Annotated in this window: 13 protein-coding genes; 4 read left to right on the top strand and 9 right to left on the bottom strand. The window is 67.8% G+C overall.

Annotation, left to right across the window (positions count from 1 at the left end; translation table 11 throughout):
• Positions 1–42: 42 nt before the first annotated feature.
• The 3 genes from VHA82_RS22885 to VHA82_RS22875 are packed head-to-tail and all read right to left on the bottom strand — an operon-like array spanning position 43 to position 6,202.
• Positions 43–2,169 carry a DUF1631 family protein gene (locus VHA82_RS22885; RefSeq protein WP_325547486.1) on the bottom strand — a complete coding sequence of 709 codons (2,127 nt, stop codon included), beginning with the start codon at positions 2,167–2,169 and terminating at the stop codon, positions 43–45.
• 41 nt (positions 2,170–2,210) lie between these two features.
• Entirely contained in the window at positions 2,211–3,872 is a 1,662-nt protein-coding gene (ettA, locus tag VHA82_RS22880) for an energy-dependent translational throttle protein EttA (RefSeq protein WP_325547485.1), read from the bottom strand.
• 59 nt (positions 3,873–3,931) lie between these two features.
• A complete protein-coding gene (locus VHA82_RS22875; protein WP_325547484.1) occupies positions 3,932–6,202 on the bottom strand; it encodes a DUF1631 family protein in 2,271 nt (756 codons plus the stop codon).
• Positions 6,203–6,619: 417 nt separating this feature from the next.
• Between VHA82_RS22875 and VHA82_RS22870 the strand changes: the two genes are divergently transcribed.
• Positions 6,620–8,389 (top strand): DEAD/DEAH box helicase, encoded by a 1,770-nt coding sequence (locus tag VHA82_RS22870; protein ID WP_325547483.1) that lies wholly within the window; start codon positions 6,620–6,622, stop codon positions 8,387–8,389.
• Between the two features lie 11 nt (positions 8,390–8,400).
• On the top strand, positions 8,401–9,045 hold the full coding sequence (locus VHA82_RS22865) for an NAD(P)H-binding protein (RefSeq protein ID WP_325547482.1): 645 nt from the start codon (positions 8,401–8,403) through the stop codon (positions 9,043–9,045).
• 35 nt (positions 9,046–9,080) lie between these two features.
• On the opposite strand, the gene VHA82_RS22860 is transcribed toward VHA82_RS22865, so the two are convergent.
• Genes VHA82_RS22860 through VHA82_RS22840 form a run of 5 tightly spaced genes read right to left on the bottom strand, consistent with a single transcriptional unit; the run spans position 9,081 to position 14,010 of the window.
• Complete coding sequence (locus VHA82_RS22860) at positions 9,081–9,830, bottom strand: FadR/GntR family transcriptional regulator (protein ID WP_325547481.1); 750 nt, start codon at positions 9,828–9,830, stop codon at positions 9,081–9,083.
• 12 nt (positions 9,831–9,842) lie between these two features.
• Positions 9,843–10,892 (bottom strand): sn-glycerol-3-phosphate ABC transporter ATP-binding protein UgpC, encoded by a 1,050-nt coding sequence (locus VHA82_RS22855; protein WP_325547480.1) that lies wholly within the window; start codon positions 10,890–10,892, stop codon positions 9,843–9,845.
• Positions 10,893–10,899: 7 nt separating this feature from the next.
• Positions 10,900–11,751 carry a carbohydrate ABC transporter permease gene (locus VHA82_RS22850; RefSeq protein ID WP_325547641.1) on the bottom strand — a complete coding sequence of 284 codons (852 nt, stop codon included), beginning with the start codon at positions 11,749–11,751 and terminating at the stop codon, positions 10,900–10,902.
• Complete coding sequence (locus VHA82_RS22845) at positions 11,739–12,596, bottom strand: sugar ABC transporter permease (RefSeq protein WP_325547639.1); 858 nt, start codon at positions 12,594–12,596, stop codon at positions 11,739–11,741. Before VHA82_RS22845 ends, VHA82_RS22850 begins: the two co-directional genes overlap by 13 nt.
• A 34-nt stretch (positions 12,597–12,630) precedes the next feature.
• On the bottom strand, positions 12,631–14,010 hold the full coding sequence (locus tag VHA82_RS22840) for an ABC transporter substrate-binding protein (RefSeq protein WP_325547479.1): 1,380 nt from the start codon (positions 14,008–14,010) through the stop codon (positions 12,631–12,633).
• 294 nt (positions 14,011–14,304) lie between these two features.
• Between VHA82_RS22840 and VHA82_RS22835 the strand changes: the two genes are divergently transcribed.
• Together VHA82_RS22835 and VHA82_RS22830 are read left to right on the top strand one after the other, a co-directional pair.
• A complete protein-coding gene (locus VHA82_RS22835; RefSeq protein WP_325547478.1) occupies positions 14,305–16,032 on the top strand; it encodes an IlvD/Edd family dehydratase in 1,728 nt (575 codons plus the stop codon).
• Between the two features lie 8 nt (positions 16,033–16,040).
• Positions 16,041–16,931: a 2-dehydro-3-deoxygalactonokinase gene (locus tag VHA82_RS22830; protein WP_325547477.1), complete on the top strand. Its 891-nt coding sequence runs from the start codon at positions 16,041–16,043 to the stop codon at positions 16,929–16,931.
• Positions 16,932–16,958: 27 nt separating this feature from the next.
• Here the strand turns inward: VHA82_RS22830 and VHA82_RS22825 are convergent, their stop codons facing one another.
• Positions 16,959–17,147, bottom strand: a complete 189-nt coding sequence (locus VHA82_RS22825) for a CopG family transcriptional regulator (RefSeq protein ID WP_325547476.1) — start codon at positions 17,145–17,147, stop codon at positions 16,959–16,961.
• Positions 17,148–17,173 lie beyond the last annotated feature (26 nt).

Raw genomic sequence — 17,173 nt, 5'->3', positions numbered from 1 at the left:
GTGCAGGCGCGGGACAATCGGGATGCCGCGCGAGCGCCCCCGCTACAGGTCCGCACTGTTGCGAAGTGCCGCCTGCGCGACCGCATCGAGCGCGCCCGCCACGACGGCCTGCGACGACACGAGCCTCAGCGACCCCGCCGCGAGCAGCTTGTGCACGAGGCGGCGCGTCATCGACTGCCGGCGACCGTCGGGATGCGTGAAGAGAAATAGCGTGCCGTGCGGGCTCGCCCAGGTGAGCTGCCAGCGCACCCATCGGCCCTCGAAGATTTCCACCCAGGCGCCCGGCTGCAGCGCGACTTCGGGCAGCTCGGGTCCATCGGCGGACGGCGGGGGATCGGCCGCGAGCGGCTGCGTGGGCTCGAAGAGCGGCTGCGGCAGCGATGTGTGCGTCTTCATGAAGCCGGATTCGCGCGCTTCGAGCGGCGCCAGCCAGGAATCGGCGGGGGCGTGCGCCGCGAGCCGCGCTTCGAGCGCCTCGCGCGTGAGCTTGCCCGGCTCGCGCCCGAGCGCGCGCTCGTGCAGCGAAGCGAGCACGTCAAGAAAGCGCCGGGCATCCGCGGGCGGATAGTCGATCGACTTCAGGCCTCGCTCGAGCCGCTCCACGAGCGGCGGCACGAGGCGCGCGAGCCGGGCCGGATTCGCGCCCGCGAGGTCGGGCCGGGCGCTCCAGACGAGGTCCGCGACGAGCTCGGTGTACGCCTGCGCGTCGCCGGCTTCACCCGATGGCGCGAGCCGCGCCTGCGCGATCACCTGCGACCACGGCCCCGCGAGGAACTGCCCGATCTCGGGCGGCGCGGCCGCCACGTCCGCGCGTTGGCTCAGCTCGCCGGCGATGCGCCCGGCCAGGAGGTTGCGTTGTTCGGCCTGCATGAGCGCCCGCACGGCCTTCTCGCGCTGGCGGCGTTCGCGCTTCTCGGCTTCGCCCCAGGCTTCGTGCAGTGTCTGCAGCGCGAAGGCAAAGGGCTCGGCGGCGCTCAGGCGCGTTTGCGCGAGCGCGTCCACCGCCTGCCGCAGCGGCTCGTGGAACGCGGCGAACCCGGGCGCATCGACGCTGGTCCAGGCGAGGCTGCGCTGCGTCATCTCTTCCAGCAGCCTGCGCGCGGGATGCGCCTTGTCGCTGAAAAAGCGCGGATCGGCCTCGGCGAGGCGCTTGAGCGCCGGCTCCAGCTCGCGCACGGCCTCGCGCACGGGCTCGAGCAGGCGAGCGTCGCTCGCGATGTTTTCGACCATGAGCGCCACGACTTCCTGCGCGAGCGCCTGGTCCGGCGACTGGGCCGCGCCCGCGGCGCGACGCTGCTGAAGGCGCTCGGCGACCGTGTCGAGCTCGCGCATTTCCTGCAGTGTCTCGAACGCGGCCGGCATGGTCATCGCGAAGTTCGACGATGCGGCATCGCTGCCCGGCGGCACGCTGTCACCCGAGAGGAGACGCCTGAGTTCACGGACGTTGAGCGACGTATTCGCTTCGGCCGCGGCCTTCGCGACGGGTGTCGGCTCCCCGGTGGGCGCCGCGACGAAGCCCGCGTCGACGACGCCTTGCGAGCGCAGCTTCTGCGACAGCTCGCCATAACACGCCGCGAGCTCCGGGCCCATCGCCGTTGCGAGATGGGTGGTCCAGCGTCGCCGGACACTCGCCGAGACGGGACTTTGCTGCACCACCTGGCGCAGCGCCCTCACATAGCTTTCGGGGCGCAGCGGGTTGAGCCCGGGCTGCACCGTGCCAAGGCCCTGCACCGCGGAGACGAGCGCGTTGAGCGCGGCCAGCTCGCTTTCGCATGCGCGCAGCACGGCCTGCTGCGCGCGCATCATCTCCACGCTTTCCTGCACCTGCTCGTCGCCCATGAGCTCGAGCGAGTCGAAGCTCACGCCCGCCTTGCGCGTGTCGCCCGCGATCGCGTGGGCGAATTCCGCAAGCAGCGCCTGCGGATACGCCTCGACAAGCTGCGCTTCGTGCTTCGCGAGAACCCGAGCCGCCTCGTTCAGGAGGCCCCGCTCCACGATGTCGCCCGACTGCTGCGCGAGCGCGGGCATGTCCACCACGGCACGGTGGATCGTGCGCTCGATCAGGAGGCGGCCCTGCGAGGCCGCGTCCTTCATGATGGCGCGGTAGAGAGCCTGCTGGGAATTGGCGTGGGGGCGGCTGTCGGGATGGGGTTCGAGGCGACTCGGCATGACTCCACCTTTGGGCGGGGTGCCCTTGCGGCGAACCTACCCTACTTGAGCGCCTTGTAGCGGACCCGGTGCGGTCTGGCACCTTCGTCGCCCAGGCGCTTTCGCTTGTCGGCTTCGTACTCCTGGTAGTTGCCGTCGAAGAACGTCCAGCGGCTCTCATCTTCCGCGGCGAGGATGTGCGTGGCGATCCGATCGAGGAACCAGCGGTCGTGGCTGATCACCATCACGCTGCCCGCGAATTCGAGCAGCGCGTCTTCCAGCGCCCGCAGCGTTTCCACGTCGAGGTCGTTCGAGGGTTCGTCCAGCAGCAGCACGTTGCCGCCCGTGGCGAGCGTTTTCGCAAGATGCAGCCGCCCGCGTTCGCCGCCGGAAAGAAGGCCCACCTTCTTTTGCTGGTCGCCGCCCGAGAAGTTGAAGCGGCCCACATAAGCGCGGCTGGGCATCTGGAACTTGCCGACGGTGATGATGTCCAGGCCGCCGGAGACGTCTTCCCACACGGTCTTGTCGTTGCCGAGATCGTCGCGGCTCTGGTCCACCAGCGCGAGCTTCACGGTGGCGCCGAGCCGCACCTCGCCCGAATCGGGCTGGTCCTTGCCGGAGATCATCTTGAAGAGCGTCGACTTGCCCGCGCCGTTGGGCCCGATGATGCCCACGATCGCGCCCGCGGGCACCTTGAAGCTCAGGTTGTCGATGAGAAGGCGGTCGCCGAAGCCCTTGCTCACGCCCTTGAACTCGATCACCTCGTTGCCCAGGCGCTCGGCCACGGGGATGAAGATTTCCTGGGTCTCGTTGCGCTTCTGATACTCGATCGAGGACAGTTCCTCGAACCGCGCGAGGCGCGCCTTGCTCTTCGCCTGGCGCCCCTTCGGGTTCTGGCGCGCCCACTCGAGCTCCTTCTTCATCGCCTTCATGTGCGCGTCTTCGGTCTTCTGCTCCTGCTCGAGACGGGCTTCCTTCTGCTCCAGCCACGAACTGTAGTTGCCCTTCCAGGGGATGCCGTAGCCGCGGTCGAGCTCGAGAATCCACTCGGCGGCGTTGTCGAGGAAGTAGCGGTCGTGCGTGACGGCCACCACGGTGCCGGGAAAGCGCAGCAGGAACTGTTCGAGCCATTCCACCGACTCGGCGTCGAGGTGGTTGGTGGGCTCGTCGAGGAGGAGCATGTCGGGCTTGGAGAGCAGCAGCCGGCACAGCGCCACGCGCCGCTTCTCGCCGCCCGAGAGCTGGCCGATCACCGCGTCCCACGCCGGCAGGCGCAGCGCGTCGGCGGCGATCTCGAGCTGGTGCTCGGTGTCGTCGCCAGCGGTGGCGATGATCGCTTCGAGCCGGCCTTGCTCTTCCGACAGCTTGTCGAAGTCCGCATCGGGCTCCGCGTATTCCGCGTAGACCTCCTCCAGGCGCTTCTTCGCCGCGAGCACTTCGCCCATGCCGCCTTCGACCGCTTCTCGCACCGTTTCGTCGGGCGCGAGCTGCGGCTCCTGCGGCAGGTAGCCGATCTTGATGCCGGGCATCGGAATGGCTTCGCCTTCGATCTCGCGGTCGATCCCCGCCATGATCTTCAGCAGCGTCGACTTGCCCGAACCGTTCAGGCCGAGCACGCCGATCTTGGCGCCGGGAAAGAAGGAGAGCGAGATGTCCTTCAGGATCTGCCGCTTCGGCGGCACGATCTTGCCGACGCGGTTCATGGTGAAGACGTATTGGGCCATGGGTGGGGATGCGGGGAAACGTTGGATTATCCCACCCGCCCTCGTCATTGCCGCGAAGGCTACCCCTTTCCCTGCAGACTGTTGCGCAACGCCGCCTTCGCGACGTTGTCGAGCGCCTCGTCCACCACGTTGCGGTCCGCCACCACGCGGATCAAACCGTCGGCGCGCAGCCGCTCCAGCGTGCGGCGCGACATCGAGTGCGCCGTGCCCGCGATCGAAGTGAACATGAAGAGCGTGCCGTGCGGGCTCGCCCACGTGAGCTGCATGCGAGTCCACTTCTTCTCGACGATCAGCTCCACCCACGTGCCCGTCTTCATCTCGGCCGCGCCGACGGGCTCGAGCGGCGCGGGCGCGGAATCCTCCTCGGATTTCGCCCTCGCATCCTCGATCTGCTGCTCCAGCGCGGCTTCCTGCTCGGCCTCGCGCTCGATCTCCTCCGCCGCCTCGGGCGGAAGGTACGAGTCCACGTCCATGTAGCCCGATTCGCTCACCTCGGCCTGCGCCATCCACATCGCCTCCACCGCCGCGTCGGTGTCGATGCGCGACGGCTCGGACTCGACCGCCTCGGCCGCGGCCTGCGCCTCGGGGTCGCGGCCTTCCTGCACGGCCGCGCGGTGAATGGTGATGAGGCTGTCGAAGAAACGCTGCGTGAGCTCCGGCGGATACTCGATGCGCGCCAGGCCGTCGCGCAACTTGGCAAGCAGCCCCGGGATCATCTGCACGAGCCGCCGCGTGCGGCCTCGCTGCGAGGTGCTCTTCTGCACGCTCCAGATCAGGTCGTCCACGAGCGCGCGATAGCCGTACGGATCGTCCGAGCCGTCCGCGCAGCTGAGCTGCGCCTCGGCCACCACCTGCGCCCAGGAGCCCTTCAGGAAATCGGCCACGAACTCGGCCACTTCGAGCCCTTCGAGCTGCTCGGCGAACTCCGCCCCGAGCTTTTGCGCAAGAAGATTGCGCTGCTCGGCGTGCAGGAGCGCGCGCGCCGCTTCCTCGCGCCGCGCACGCAGCGCCTGGTCCTGCTCGGACCATTGATCCTGCAACTGGTCCAGCAGCTCGCCGAACGTGTCCGCATCGATCACCTTGCTGCCGAGCCACTGCGAGGCTTCTTCCACCGTCTTCATGAACCGCGGCCAGCCGGGATCGTCCTCGCTCGCGAACGCGAGGCTGCGCTGCGTGATGCGGTCCAGCAGTTGCCTCGCCGGATGCGTGCGGTCACTGAAGAAGCGCGAATCGTCCTGCGCGAGGCGCTGCACGGCCGGCTCGATCACCTTCAGCTCCTGTTTGAGCGGAGCGAGCAGCCGCTGGTCGCTGCCGAGGTTGTCGAACATGAGCCGCACCACTTCCTCGCCGAGCTGCTGGCCGATGCGCGGCTGAGGCGGCGCATCGGCGGCGATCTGCTCGCGCTCCTCGAGCGTCTCGGGCTCGGGCTCTTCGCGTCTCGGCCGCTTCGTCTCGAGCCGCTTCACGAGCGCGTCCACGCCCTTCATCTCCTGCAGGAGGCCGATGGACGCGGGAACGGTGTGCAGGAAGTCGGGCCGGCCGCCGGGCTGGTCGAAGTCACCCGCGAGAAGCTTGCGCAGCCGGTCGAGCGTGAGCAGCGTCTTGGCCATCGTGTCGTTGACCGGCGCGCCCGATGCCCCGCCGCCCTTCGTGATGCGGCCGCCCAGCGGCACCGCGGGCTCCACGCCCGTGGACGTGAGCCATTCGGACAGTTCGCGATAGAGCTTTCGCAGGTTCACGCCAAGCAGACCCGCCGCCGGCGCGATCAGCGCCTCGCGCACCGGCCCATCCGGCACGTGCGCGGCGAGCGTCGCCTGCAGCGCGCGCACGAACACCTCGGGCCGCAGCGGATTGAGCCCCGGCTGGATCGTGCGCCACCCGAGAAGCGTGCTCACGAGCGAATCGAGCACGGGCAGCACGTCGTCCACCGCGTGGCTCACCTCCTGCTGCGCGCGCGCCACCTCGATGCTCTGATCCAGCTCGGCGTCGCCGAAGAGCTGCAAGTCCTCGAAGCGCAGCAGCTCGGTCTGCTGCTGCTCCTTGCCACCCGCGTGGTAGACGAGACGCGTGAGTTCTTCCCTGTAGGTCTTGCAGACCGTCTTGCTGCCCGAGCGCAGGCTGTCGATGGCGGCCTTGTTCGCGCCCTTGGAAAACGCCGCGATGCGCTGGGCTCCGGCGGGCAGGCTCGCGAGCTCCAGCCCGCGCAGCACGTCCATCATGAGCACCTCGGCCTGCTGCAGCATCGCTTCCAGGCAATCGTTCAACGACGGCTGCAGCGCCGTGGGGTCGTCCGCGACGCCCATGCGCAGCTTCAACAAATTCGTGGCCATGGCTCTCCTGCTTCGGGCGATTATCCGGACCTCGCCGCGAGCGCGCCAGCCTTGCGCCGCACCACTCGTGCATCGAAACAGCTACGCCGGTCCGTTCCCGGAAAATTCCCCCACCGGCGTATTGTCGCCGATATGTAAGTAGCGGTAACGAAACGGCGGACCCACCGGACCAGAGGTCGCATCGGCGGGTCGAGCGTCGAAAACCGGAGCGAAGGGCCACGCGCGGCCGGTCTGTGCGACAATGCGGATTCTTGTGGACCCCAGTTGCCCGCAAGCTCAGCGCTTCGCTGGGGACGATGCGGCCTTCCGGGCCGCGGGCTCCCGCTTCATCAGACCTCATCTGCCTTGACTGGAACGGGTGCATGCACCCGAAACGGCCGATGCCCCTGCGCCGGGGACAGTGCGCGTATTTTTTCCATGACTTTTGACGATTTGAAACTGGCACCGGCCATCCTGAAGGCGGTGCGCGAAGAGGGCTACGAAACGCCCACCCCCATCCAGGCTCAGGCCATCCCCGCGGTGCTCGAAGGCCGCGACCTTCTCGGAGGCGCGCAGACCGGCACCGGCAAGACCGCCGCATTCACGCTGCCGATGCTGCACAAGCTCACGATGGCGAGAAGCGCGCGCAACCGCTTCGGAGGATACGGCATCCGCGCCCTCGTGCTCACGCCCACCCGAGAACTCGCGGCCCAGGTCGAAGAGTCCGTGCGCACCTACGGCAAGTACCTGCAGCTCACCTCCACCGTCATCTTCGGCGGTGTCGGCATGAACCCGCAGATCGAACGCCTGAGGTCCGGCGTCGACATCCTTGTCGCCACGCCCGGGCGCCTGCTGGACCTGAACCAGCAGGGCCGCCTCGATCTCTCCACGGTACAGATCCTCGTGCTCGACGAAGCCGACCGCATGCTCGACATGGGCTTCATCCACGACGTGAAGAAGGTGCTCGCGCTCCTGCCCGCGCAGAAGCAGTCGCTCCTTTTTTCCGCCACGTTCAGCGACGAAATCCGCGACCTGGCCAACGGCCTGCTGCACGACCCCCTGCACATCCAGGTGACGCCGAGCAACACGACCGTGCAGCGCATCTCGCAGGTGATCCATCCCGTGGGCCGCGGCAGGAAAAAGGCACTGCTCGCCCACGTGATCCGCGAACACGACTGGTCGCAGGTGCTCGTCTTCACGCGCACGAAGTTCGGCGCGAACAACGTGGCCGACCATCTGAACAAGGCCGGCATCAAGGCGCTTGCATTGCACGGCAACAAGAGCCAGACGGCGCGCACGCAGGCGCTCGCCGGCTTCAAGAGCGGTGAGCTGCGCGCGCTGGTCGCGACCGACATCGCCGCGCGCGGCATCGACATCGACGACTTGCCGCACGTCGTGAACTACGAGATCCCGAACGTGCCCGAGGACTACGTGCACCGCATCGGCCGCACCGGCCGCGCGGGCCGCGAAGGCCAGGCCGTGTCGCTCGTGTGCCTGGACGAAGAAGGCTTCATGAAGGAGATCGAACGCTTCACGAAGCAGTCGATCCCGGTGCGCACGCTCGAGGGCTTCGGTCCCGAAGAAGGCGAGCAGGCCGAGCCGATCGCCATGGGCCGCCAGGTGCTCTGGGGCGGCGCGGGCCGCATGCCGTCGCGCGAGGTGATGAACGCCGCGGCGAAGGCCGCGCGCGGCGAGATGATGCAGCGCATCCGCGAACGCAAGGACTCCGAGAAGGAAGCCACCGCGAGGAAGACCGCGCCGAAGGGCGACCGGCGCGGCGGCAACGGCACGCAGACTCAGGCGCATGCGCAGCCCCGCAGCGAAGGCGATGCGCGCAGACGACCCGCCCAGCAGCCCCGTCCCGATCACGCCGCTCGGCAGCGCCACGGCGGCCAGGACCCCCATCACGCGAAGACCCGCCAGGACGCGCATGCGCCCGCGCATCGGCAGCACGACGACGCCGACGACAGCGACGACTCGCGCATCCCGCGCAACGTGGACCCGCTGCGCACGAACCTGCCGAGCCGGCGCGACATGACGGGCGTGAAGCGCATGGGCGGCAACGCCGGCGGCCAGCCGGACCCGACCCGCACCAGCATCGATGCGATGGGCGCTTCGAACCGCCGCGGCGGCGGCAATCGCCGGCGCGGCAGCGGCGGCGGGCAGAACGCACAGACGCACTCGACGATGCGCTCGCGCGGGCAGTAAGATGCTCGCCCATGGCGGCGCGTATCGCACTCCTCGCAGGCGCATCGGGCCTCGTGGGGCGCGAGCTCCTCGCCGGGCTCATCGCTGACGATTCGGTCGAAGCGGTCCACGCCCTCGCGCGGCGGCCGCTCGATACGCGGCACCCGAAGCTTTCCGTCCACCTCGTCGACTTCGCTTCGCTGCCGGCCTTGCCGGCGGCCGGCGAGGTCTATCTCGCGCTCGGCACCACCATCAAGTCCGCGGGCAGCCAGGCCGCGTTTCGCGCGGTCGATTTCGAGGCGAACCTCGCCGTCGCCCGCGCCGCGAAGGCCGCGGGCGCGCAGCGCTGCGGGCTCGTGAGCGCGATGGGCGCCAATGCCCGATCGGGCGTGTTCTACAGCCGCGTGAAGGGCGAGCTCGAGGAGGCGCTCGCCGCCCTGGGATTCGCGGGCCTCGTGATCGCGCGGCCCTCGATGCTCGCGGGCGACCGGGAATCGCTCGGGCAGCCCCAGCGCCCGGGCGAGAAGCTCGCGCTGAAAGTGAGCACGGCGCTGAAGCCACTCATCCCGCGCAACTATCGATCCATCTTCGCGAAGGACGTCGCGGCTTCGCTCTTGCGCGAGGTGCCGCGCGCCGAAGGGCGGCGCGTGCTGATGTCGGGCGAGATGCAGCCGTAGCGGCCGCGGACCAGCGCCGCACGGATCGCCGGAGCTCAGGCGGCCGAACGCAGGCGAGACGCGGGTCGGTCGAGCTGAGGCAGCCGGCGCCGGCTCGCGAGCACCTGGTCGATGTCCTCGCTCGCACCGTCGATCAGCACGAGGATCGCCTTTTCCGCCCGCGCGGGTTCGTGCGCCTTGATGGCGTCGAGCACGGCGCGATGCAGCGGCAGCGACTTGCGCGGGCCGTCCTTGCGCGCGGTGGAGATTTCGAAGCTCGTGCGCAGGAGCGCCGCGAGCGCCTTGCCCATCTGCGCGAGCATCCGGTTGTGCGCGGCCTTCAGCAACCCCTGGTGGAAGCGCAGGTCGTGCGTGACGTAGTCGCCGCCCTTTTCCACCGCGCTCTTCATGCCGGCGAAAGCCTCCTCGATCGCGGCGATGTCGCCCGTGCTCGCGCGCGTTGCCGCCATGCGCACGGCCGCGGGCTCCACGACGCGGCGCAGTTCCTGCAGGTCGCGCAGGTACTCGCGCGTGAGACCGGCCTTCGACTGCCACGCCACGACATCCGGGTCGAACCAGTTCCACTGGTCGGCGGGAAGCACGCGCGTGCCCACCTTGGGCCCGGTGGACACGAGTCCCTTCGCGACCAGCGACTTCACCGCCTCGCGCACCACCGTGCGGCTCACGCCGAACTCTTCGCACAGCGTCGCCTCGGACGGCATCGACGCCTGCGGCGGCCAGCGGCCGGACACGATGGCCTCGCCGAGGGCGTCGAGCGTGTTGCCGTGGACGTTCTTGATCGGCACGCCGCGGCCTTCCTACAGGCGCACGCCGCTTGCCGCGTCGAAGACGTGGGGTCGCGCCGCATCGACGGCGAGGTGAACGATGTCGTCGGGGCGTGCGTCGGTGCGGCTGTGCATCACGACGATCATGCTTTGGCCGCCGACTTCCACGAGCAATTCGGTCTCCGCGCCCGTCGGCTCCACCACCACGACGCGCGCGGCAATGCCCTCGCCCACCACGCGCAGATCGGTCGGGCGGATGCCGTACTTCACCTCGGTGCCCGAAGCGGCGTCGCACCCCGCGGGCTTCGGCCAGCTCGCGCCGAGCGCTTCCACGTGCCCATCGCGCACCGTGCCGGTAAAGACGTTCATCGCGGGAGAGCCGATGAACTGCGCGACGAACAGGTTGCCCGGACGATCGAAGAGCTGCAGCGGCGTGCCGATCTGCTCCACGTGGCCATCGTGCATCACCACGATGCGATCGGCCATGGTCATCGCCTCGATCTGGTCGTGCGTCACGTACACGGTGGTCGTCTTCAGGCGATGATGCAGCGCCTTGATTTCGGCGCGCATCGCCACGCGCAGCTTGGCGTCGAGATTGGACAGCGGCTCGTCGAAGAGAAACACCTTCGGATCGCGCACGATCGCGCGGCCCATCGCGACGCGCTGGCGCTGGCCGCCGGAGAGTTCCCGCGGCAGGCGATCGAGCAGGTGCGCGAGATTCAGGATGCGCGCCGCGTCGTCCACGCGCGCCCGGATCAGATCGGCGGGGGCCTTGCGCAGCTTGAGCGAAAAGCCCATGTTCTCGCGCACGCTCATGTGCGGATAAAGGGCGTAGCTCTGGAACACCATCGCGATGTCGCGGTCCTTCGAGTCCACGTCGTTCACGATGTTGCCGCCGATCACGATCTGGCCCGAAGACACTTCCTCCAGGCCCGCGAGCATGCGCAGGAGCGTGCTCTTGCCGCAGCCCGAGGGCCCGACCAGCACGACGAACTCGCCGTCCGCGATGTCGAAATCGATGCCGTGGATCACCTTCGTCTTCTCGAAGGCCTTGTGAATGTCGCGAAAGGAGACTGCGGCCATGAGGGAATCAGGACTTGACGGCGCCGGCCGTGAGGCCCGACACCATGTAGCGCTTGAATGCGTAGTAGATCGCCGCGGGCGGCAGCGCGTAGATGAAGCCCGTGGCCATGAGCAGTTCCCACGGCGAGTCGTCGGACGACAGGAAGTGGCCGAGCGCCACCGCGAGGGTCATGCTTTCGTCGCGCGACAGCAGCAGGTACGCGTACAGGTACTCGTTCCACGCGAGCAGCAGCGCATACGTGCCCACCGCCACGAGCGAAGGCGTCATGAGCGGCAGATACACGAGGCGGAAAAGCTGCAGCGGCGTCGCGCCGTCGATGCGCGCGGCCTCGTCGAGCTCCCACGGCAGCTTGTCGCTCGCCTGCTTCAGCACCCAGATGCAGTAGGGCGAGGCGATCGTCACCATCGCGAGGATGAGCGCCCACTGGCTGTTCAGAAGGCCGTAGATGCTCATCGCCTTGTACATCGGCACCGCGAGGAAGGCCGCGGGGATGAAGTAGGTGAAGAGCGCCATGTTCATCACCGTGCGGCCGCCGCGCACTTTCAGCCGGCTGATGGAAAACGCCGCGCAGGTCGCGATGACGAGCGTGAGCACGCCCACCGTGCCCGCGATCAGCACCGAATTCCACAGCTGCAGCCAGAAGTGATTCAGGTAGAAGTGCTCCTCGCGAAACACCATGCCGAAGTTGTTGAGGGTCGGGTGATCCGGCCACAGCTTGCCCGCCGTCACCGCCTCGCGCGGCGAGATCGCGAGCAGGAAGAGGTGATAGACGGGAATCACCGTCCAGAGGAATACCGGGATGCCGATGAGCACGAGCCGCGCTTCGTCCATCACCTTGCGCAGGGTCATTTCGACAATCTCTTCATCATGAAGAAGACAAGGGGCAGCACGAAGGGAAGCCCCACCACGATCGACGCCATCGCGAGGTCCACCTGGTCGAGCCGCAGGTAGCGGATGCCGAGCGTGGCGAGCACGTGCGTGAGGTCGGCGGGGCCGCCGCCCGTGAGCAGGTAGACGCTGTTGAAGTCGCCGAGCGTCCAGATCATCGAGAGGATCGTGGAGGTGAGGTAGAGGCCGCGCATCGAAGGCCAGGTGATGAAGCGGAACTTCTGCCAGCGCGTGGCGCCGTCGACGGAGGCGGCCTCGTACTGCTCCGCGGGAATGGCAAGCCGCCCCGCGACGAGGATCAGCGTCCAGAACGGCAGCGACTTCCACACGTGCATCAGCATCGAGAACGCGAGCGCGAGCGTCGGGTCGTTGAGCCAGTTGGGTCCGTCGTTGCCGGTGAGGCGAAAGATCGTGCTGTTGATGACGCCCCACTCGGGGTTCAGCATGAAGCGCACCGAGAGGATCGTCGGGATCGACGGCACGGCCCAGGGCAGGATGAAAAGCACCGAGAGAATGCGAATCCACCAGCGCTCGTGCACGAAAAAGCCGGAAAGAAAGAGCGCGACGATCATCTTCAGGTTGATCGCGACCATCAGAAACACGAGCGTGTTGATCGCGGTGCGCAGGAAGATCGGGTCGTCGGCGAGATGGACGTACGTCTGCGGGTGCCGCGCGAGCCAGAGGCCGTAGCCCACCGGGTACAGCACGAAGACGAGGAAGACGAGGAGGTAGGGCGCGATCAGCGCCCGACCCCAGAACTGCCAGGCGGTCGTGCGCCGCCGGGGCGCGACCGCCCCGCCTCCTTCGATCGGCAGCGTCGCGCTCACCCGGTCGCCTCCGGCGCCGCGCTCAGCCGGCTACCTGCTTGATGCGGGCGATCATCTCGTCCACGGCCTTGTCCACCGGCCACTTCTCGGAGAGCACCCGGTTCATCGCCTTGGCCCACACGTTCTCGTTGTTGAGCACGGTGAACTTGTAGTTCTTGGTGAATTCGAACGGGGTCGTTCCGGCCATGAACTGGTTGTACACCGCGAGGCGGTGCGGGTCGGACTTCCAGAAGGCGCTTTGCTGCGCGGCCTTCGTCACCGGGAACCAGCGGCCGAGCGAGCCTTCGACGTAAGGCGTGAGATTGGCCTCGTCCACCATGAAGGCCACGAACTGCTTCGCGAGGTCCTTGTGCTTCGCGTCCTTGAAGATCACGCCCGTCTTCACCGCGGCGCGGTAGACCATCTTGCTGCCGTCGGGCTTGCTCGGAAATCCGGCCGTCGCGATGTTCTGCTCGTAATTCTTCTTCGCCTGTGCGCGCTGGTCGGCCGAAAGCGCGGCGTTGTTCATGTCGTCCAGCCACTTCGCCGCGATGGAGATCGTGGCGTTGTGCGTGAGGATGATCGTGCGGTTGTGGAAGGCGTTGTTGTTGTCCGGGTCCTTCCACGTCGTCGACGAGGGCGGCGTGCAGCCCTTCGTGTAGACCGACGTGTAGTCGTTCAGGGCGTTGATGAGGCCCTCGCGCACCGACGGATCGTCCACCAGCAGCTTGCCGGAATCGTTCACGAGCTTCACGTTGTACGCGTCCATGAACGTGAGGAACGAATAGAACGAATCGCTCGAATCCACGCCCATCGGAAATCCGGTGGCGAAGCCGCGCTGGCCGGTCTTTTGCCGGTAGGCGGGCTGCACCTTCTCGCACCAGAAGCTCCAGTAGCCCTTCCAGTCCTTCGGGATGTCGCTTTCCTTGAAGCCCGATTCGGCCAGCATGTCCTTCCAGTACTGGATGTGCATCGTCTGCTGCTTGATCGGGAAGGCGTAGTAGGCCCGCGCCTTCTTCTGGTCGTTGTAGAGGAAGGTCGTGGAGAGCGCGGCCGGTTCGAACTTGGCGCGCAGCGGATCGATGACGCTGGAGATGTCCTCCAGCTTGCCGTCGAACGCCCACTTCGCCGTGACCTGGAAGTCGTAGACATCCGAGTAGGCGACGTCGGGCGGATTGCCGGAATCGAGCGCGGCCACGGTCTTCGGGATCGTGTCTTGCACCGGATACTGCGAGAGTTCGACCTTCACGCCCTTGTGCTTCGCCTCGAACTTCTTGATGGCGGCAAAAAGCGCGTCGTCCTCGGCCTTGTAGAAGCCCTTGACCCAGAAGACGGTGAGCGTCTGCTGGGCGTGCGCGGTGAAGGCCGCCGAAGCCAGGCCGAGCCCGGCGGCGGCCAGCGCGATCCATCGTTGCAGTTTCATTGGCAGTGTCTCCTCGTTGTGGCGCAAAAGTCCTATCGTATGACGTACGACGACACGTCTCCGCAGGGTTTTCCCGCTCTCTTTCTCTCTTGCGGTGGGGGGGGTTTGTTCACCGCAGAGGCGCAGAGGACGCAGAGGGCCGCAGAGGAAAGTCATTTTGAAATTCTCTGCGTTCCTCTGCGTCCTCTGCGCCTCTGCGGTGAACACCCGCCCGGAAAAACCAGCGGGTTAGCCCGAGGATCGCCCACTAAACATATGACGATAATATGTTTGTACTTTCCCGGGCTTGCCGCCATGCAGAAGAAAAAACCCAGCGAGCTGCGCTCGCAGCAGTGGTTCGGACGCCGCGACCGCGACGGCTTCGCCTATCGCAGCTGGCTGAAGGGCAAGGGCATCCCGCACGACCAGTTCGACGGCCGGCCCGTGATCGGCATCTGTAACACCTTCAGCGAGCTCACGCCCTGCAACTCGCACTTCCGCACGCTGGCCGAGCAGGTGAAGATCGGCGTGTACGAAGCCGGCGGCTTTCCGCTCGAGTTCCCGGTGATGTCGCTCGGCGAAGTGCTGTTGCGCCCGACCGCGATGCTGTACCGCAACCTCGCGAGCATGGACGTGGAGGAATCGATCCGCGGCAACCCGGTGGACGGCGTCGTGCTGCTGATGGGCTGCGACAAGACCACGCCTTCGCTCGTGATGGGCGCGGCAAGCGTCGACCTGCCCACGATCGGCGTGTCGGGCGGCCCGATGCTCAACGGCAAGTGGCGCGGGCAGGAGCTCGGCTCGGGCACGGGCGTCTGGAGCATGAGCGAGCAGGTGCGCGCGGGCACGCTGAAGCTCGCGGACTTCTTCGAAGCGGAAAGCTGCATGCACCGCAGCCACGGCCACTGCATGACGATGGGCACGGCCTCCACGATGGCGTCGATGGTCGAAGCGCTCGGCCTCGGCCTGCCGGGCAACGCGGCGTATCCCGCGGTGGACGGCCGCCGCAACGTGATCGCGCGCGATGCGGGGCGGCGCATCGTGGAGATGGTGCACGAGGACATGGTGCTGTCGAAGATACTCACGCGCCACGCGTTCGAGAACGCGATCCGCACGCTCGCGGCGATCGGCGGCTCGACCAACGCCGTGATCCACCTCATCGCGATCGCGCGGCGCATCGGCGTGGCGCTCGACGTCGACGATTTCGACAGGCTGGGCAGCGACCTGCCCTGCCTCGTGAACCTGCAGCCGTCGGGCGAGCACCTGATGGAGGACTTCTGCTACGCGGGCGGGCTGCCCGCGGTGCTGAAGGAAATCGCGGGCTTCCTGCATCTGGACGCGGTCACGGCCAACGGCCGGACGCTCGGCGAAAACATCGAGACCGCGCGGAACTTCGATGCGCGCGTGATCAAGCCGCTCGCGCAACCGTTCAAGGACAAGGCGGGCATCGCGGTACTGCGCGGCAACCTCGCCCCGCGCGGCGCCGTGATCAAGCCGAGCGCGGCCACGCCCTCGCTCATGGTCCACACGGGGCGCGCGGTCGTGTTCGAGAACATCGAGGATTTCCATTCGCGCATCGACGACGAGAGTCTGGACGTCGATGAAACCTGCGTGCTCGTGCTGAAGAACTGCGGCCCCAAGGGCTACCCCGGCATGGCCGAAGTCGGCAACATGCCGCTGCCGCCGAAGGTGCTCAGGCGCGGCGTCACCGACATGGTCCGCATCAGCGACGCGCGCATGAGCGGCACGGCCTACGGCACCGTGGTGCTTCACACGGCGCCCGAAGCAGCCGCGGGCGGGCCGCTCGCGCTCGTGCGAAACGGCGATGCGATCGAGCTCGACGTGCCGGGCCGCAGGCTCCATCTGCACGTGAGCGACGAGGAACTCGCGCGCCGCCGCGCCGAATGGCAGCCGCCCGCGCCCGCGCTGGATTCGGGCTACTGGAAACTGTACGTGGACCACGTGCTGCAGGCCGACCAAGGCTGCGACCTCGATTTCCTCGTCGGCAAGCGCGGCGCGTTCGTGCCGAGGGACAACCACTGAGGCCCGCCGTGGCGAGCCTCGTCGCCGTCGACTGGGGCACTTCGACACTGCGCGGGGCCCTGCTCGGCGACTCCGGCGAAGTGCTGCAGGAGCGCACGTTTCCTCGCGGCGTCCTCACGCTGGCGGCCGGCGAGTTTCGGGACGCGTTCGATCGCTCGTTCGGCGACTGGATGCAGCGGGTTGCGCTCGCGCTCGTGTGCGGCATGGTCGGTAGCCGCGAAGGCTGGAAGGAAGCGCCCTACTGCGCCTGCCCCGCGGGATTCGAAGAGATCGCGGCGCATCTTGAGTGGATCGAGCCCGGCCGCATCGCCATCGTCCCCGGCGTGAGCCGCGACGAAGACGGCGTGCCCGACGTGATGCGCGGCGAGGAAACACAGGTGCTGGGCGCGCTTCGCATCGCACAGCTCGACGACGCCGTGCTCGTGCTGCCGGGCACGCACAGCAAGTGGGTGCGCGTCGAAGACGGGCGCATCCGCTCGTTCACCACGTTCATGACGGGCGAGGTGTATGCGTTGCTCGCGCGCCATTCGATCCTCGCGCGCTCGCTTCCCGCGACGCACGAGGTCTTCGACGAGCCCGCCTTCCTGCGCGGCGTCGCGCACGCGGTGCACGCGGGGTCGCTGCTCGGCTCGGCCTTCAGCGTTCGTACGCTGCGGCTCTTCGACCGCATTGCGCAGCCGCTTGCGCCGAGCTATCTGTCCGGCCTCGTGATCGGAGAGGAGCTGCGCACGCGCGACGTCGAAGGGGAAAGCGTGCTGGTGGTCGGCGCGCCCGAGCTCGCGCGGCGCTATCGGCTCGCGCTCGCGGCAATGGGCGCGCGGCCGCGAACGATCGGGTCGGAAGCGACGTGGCGGGGGCTCGCGGCGCTTGCAGCGGCGGCACGCGGCTGCATCTGCTAAAGCTGCTGAAGCAGCTGAAAGCGATCTTCAGCGCGACTTCTTTCGCGCCGGCGCGGCCTTGCGGGCCACCGGTGGCTTTTGCTGCTCCATGAATTCGCGTATCAGACGCCGCACGACCTGCGAGGGCGTCATGTCCTGGGTGCGGCACAAGTCCTCGAAGGCTTGCTTCTTCGCGGGATCGATCAGTACGGTGAGCCGGGCGGTCTTGAGCTCCATGGGCGGACTGCTTCTGATGTTAATCA

The organism is Ramlibacter sp. (assembly GCF_035548915.1).
Lineage (GTDB): Bacteria > Pseudomonadota > Gammaproteobacteria > Burkholderiales > Burkholderiaceae_C > Ramlibacter.
The sequence above is the reverse complement of the archived record's forward strand: the minus strand, read 5'-3'. Positions and strand labels throughout refer to the sequence as shown.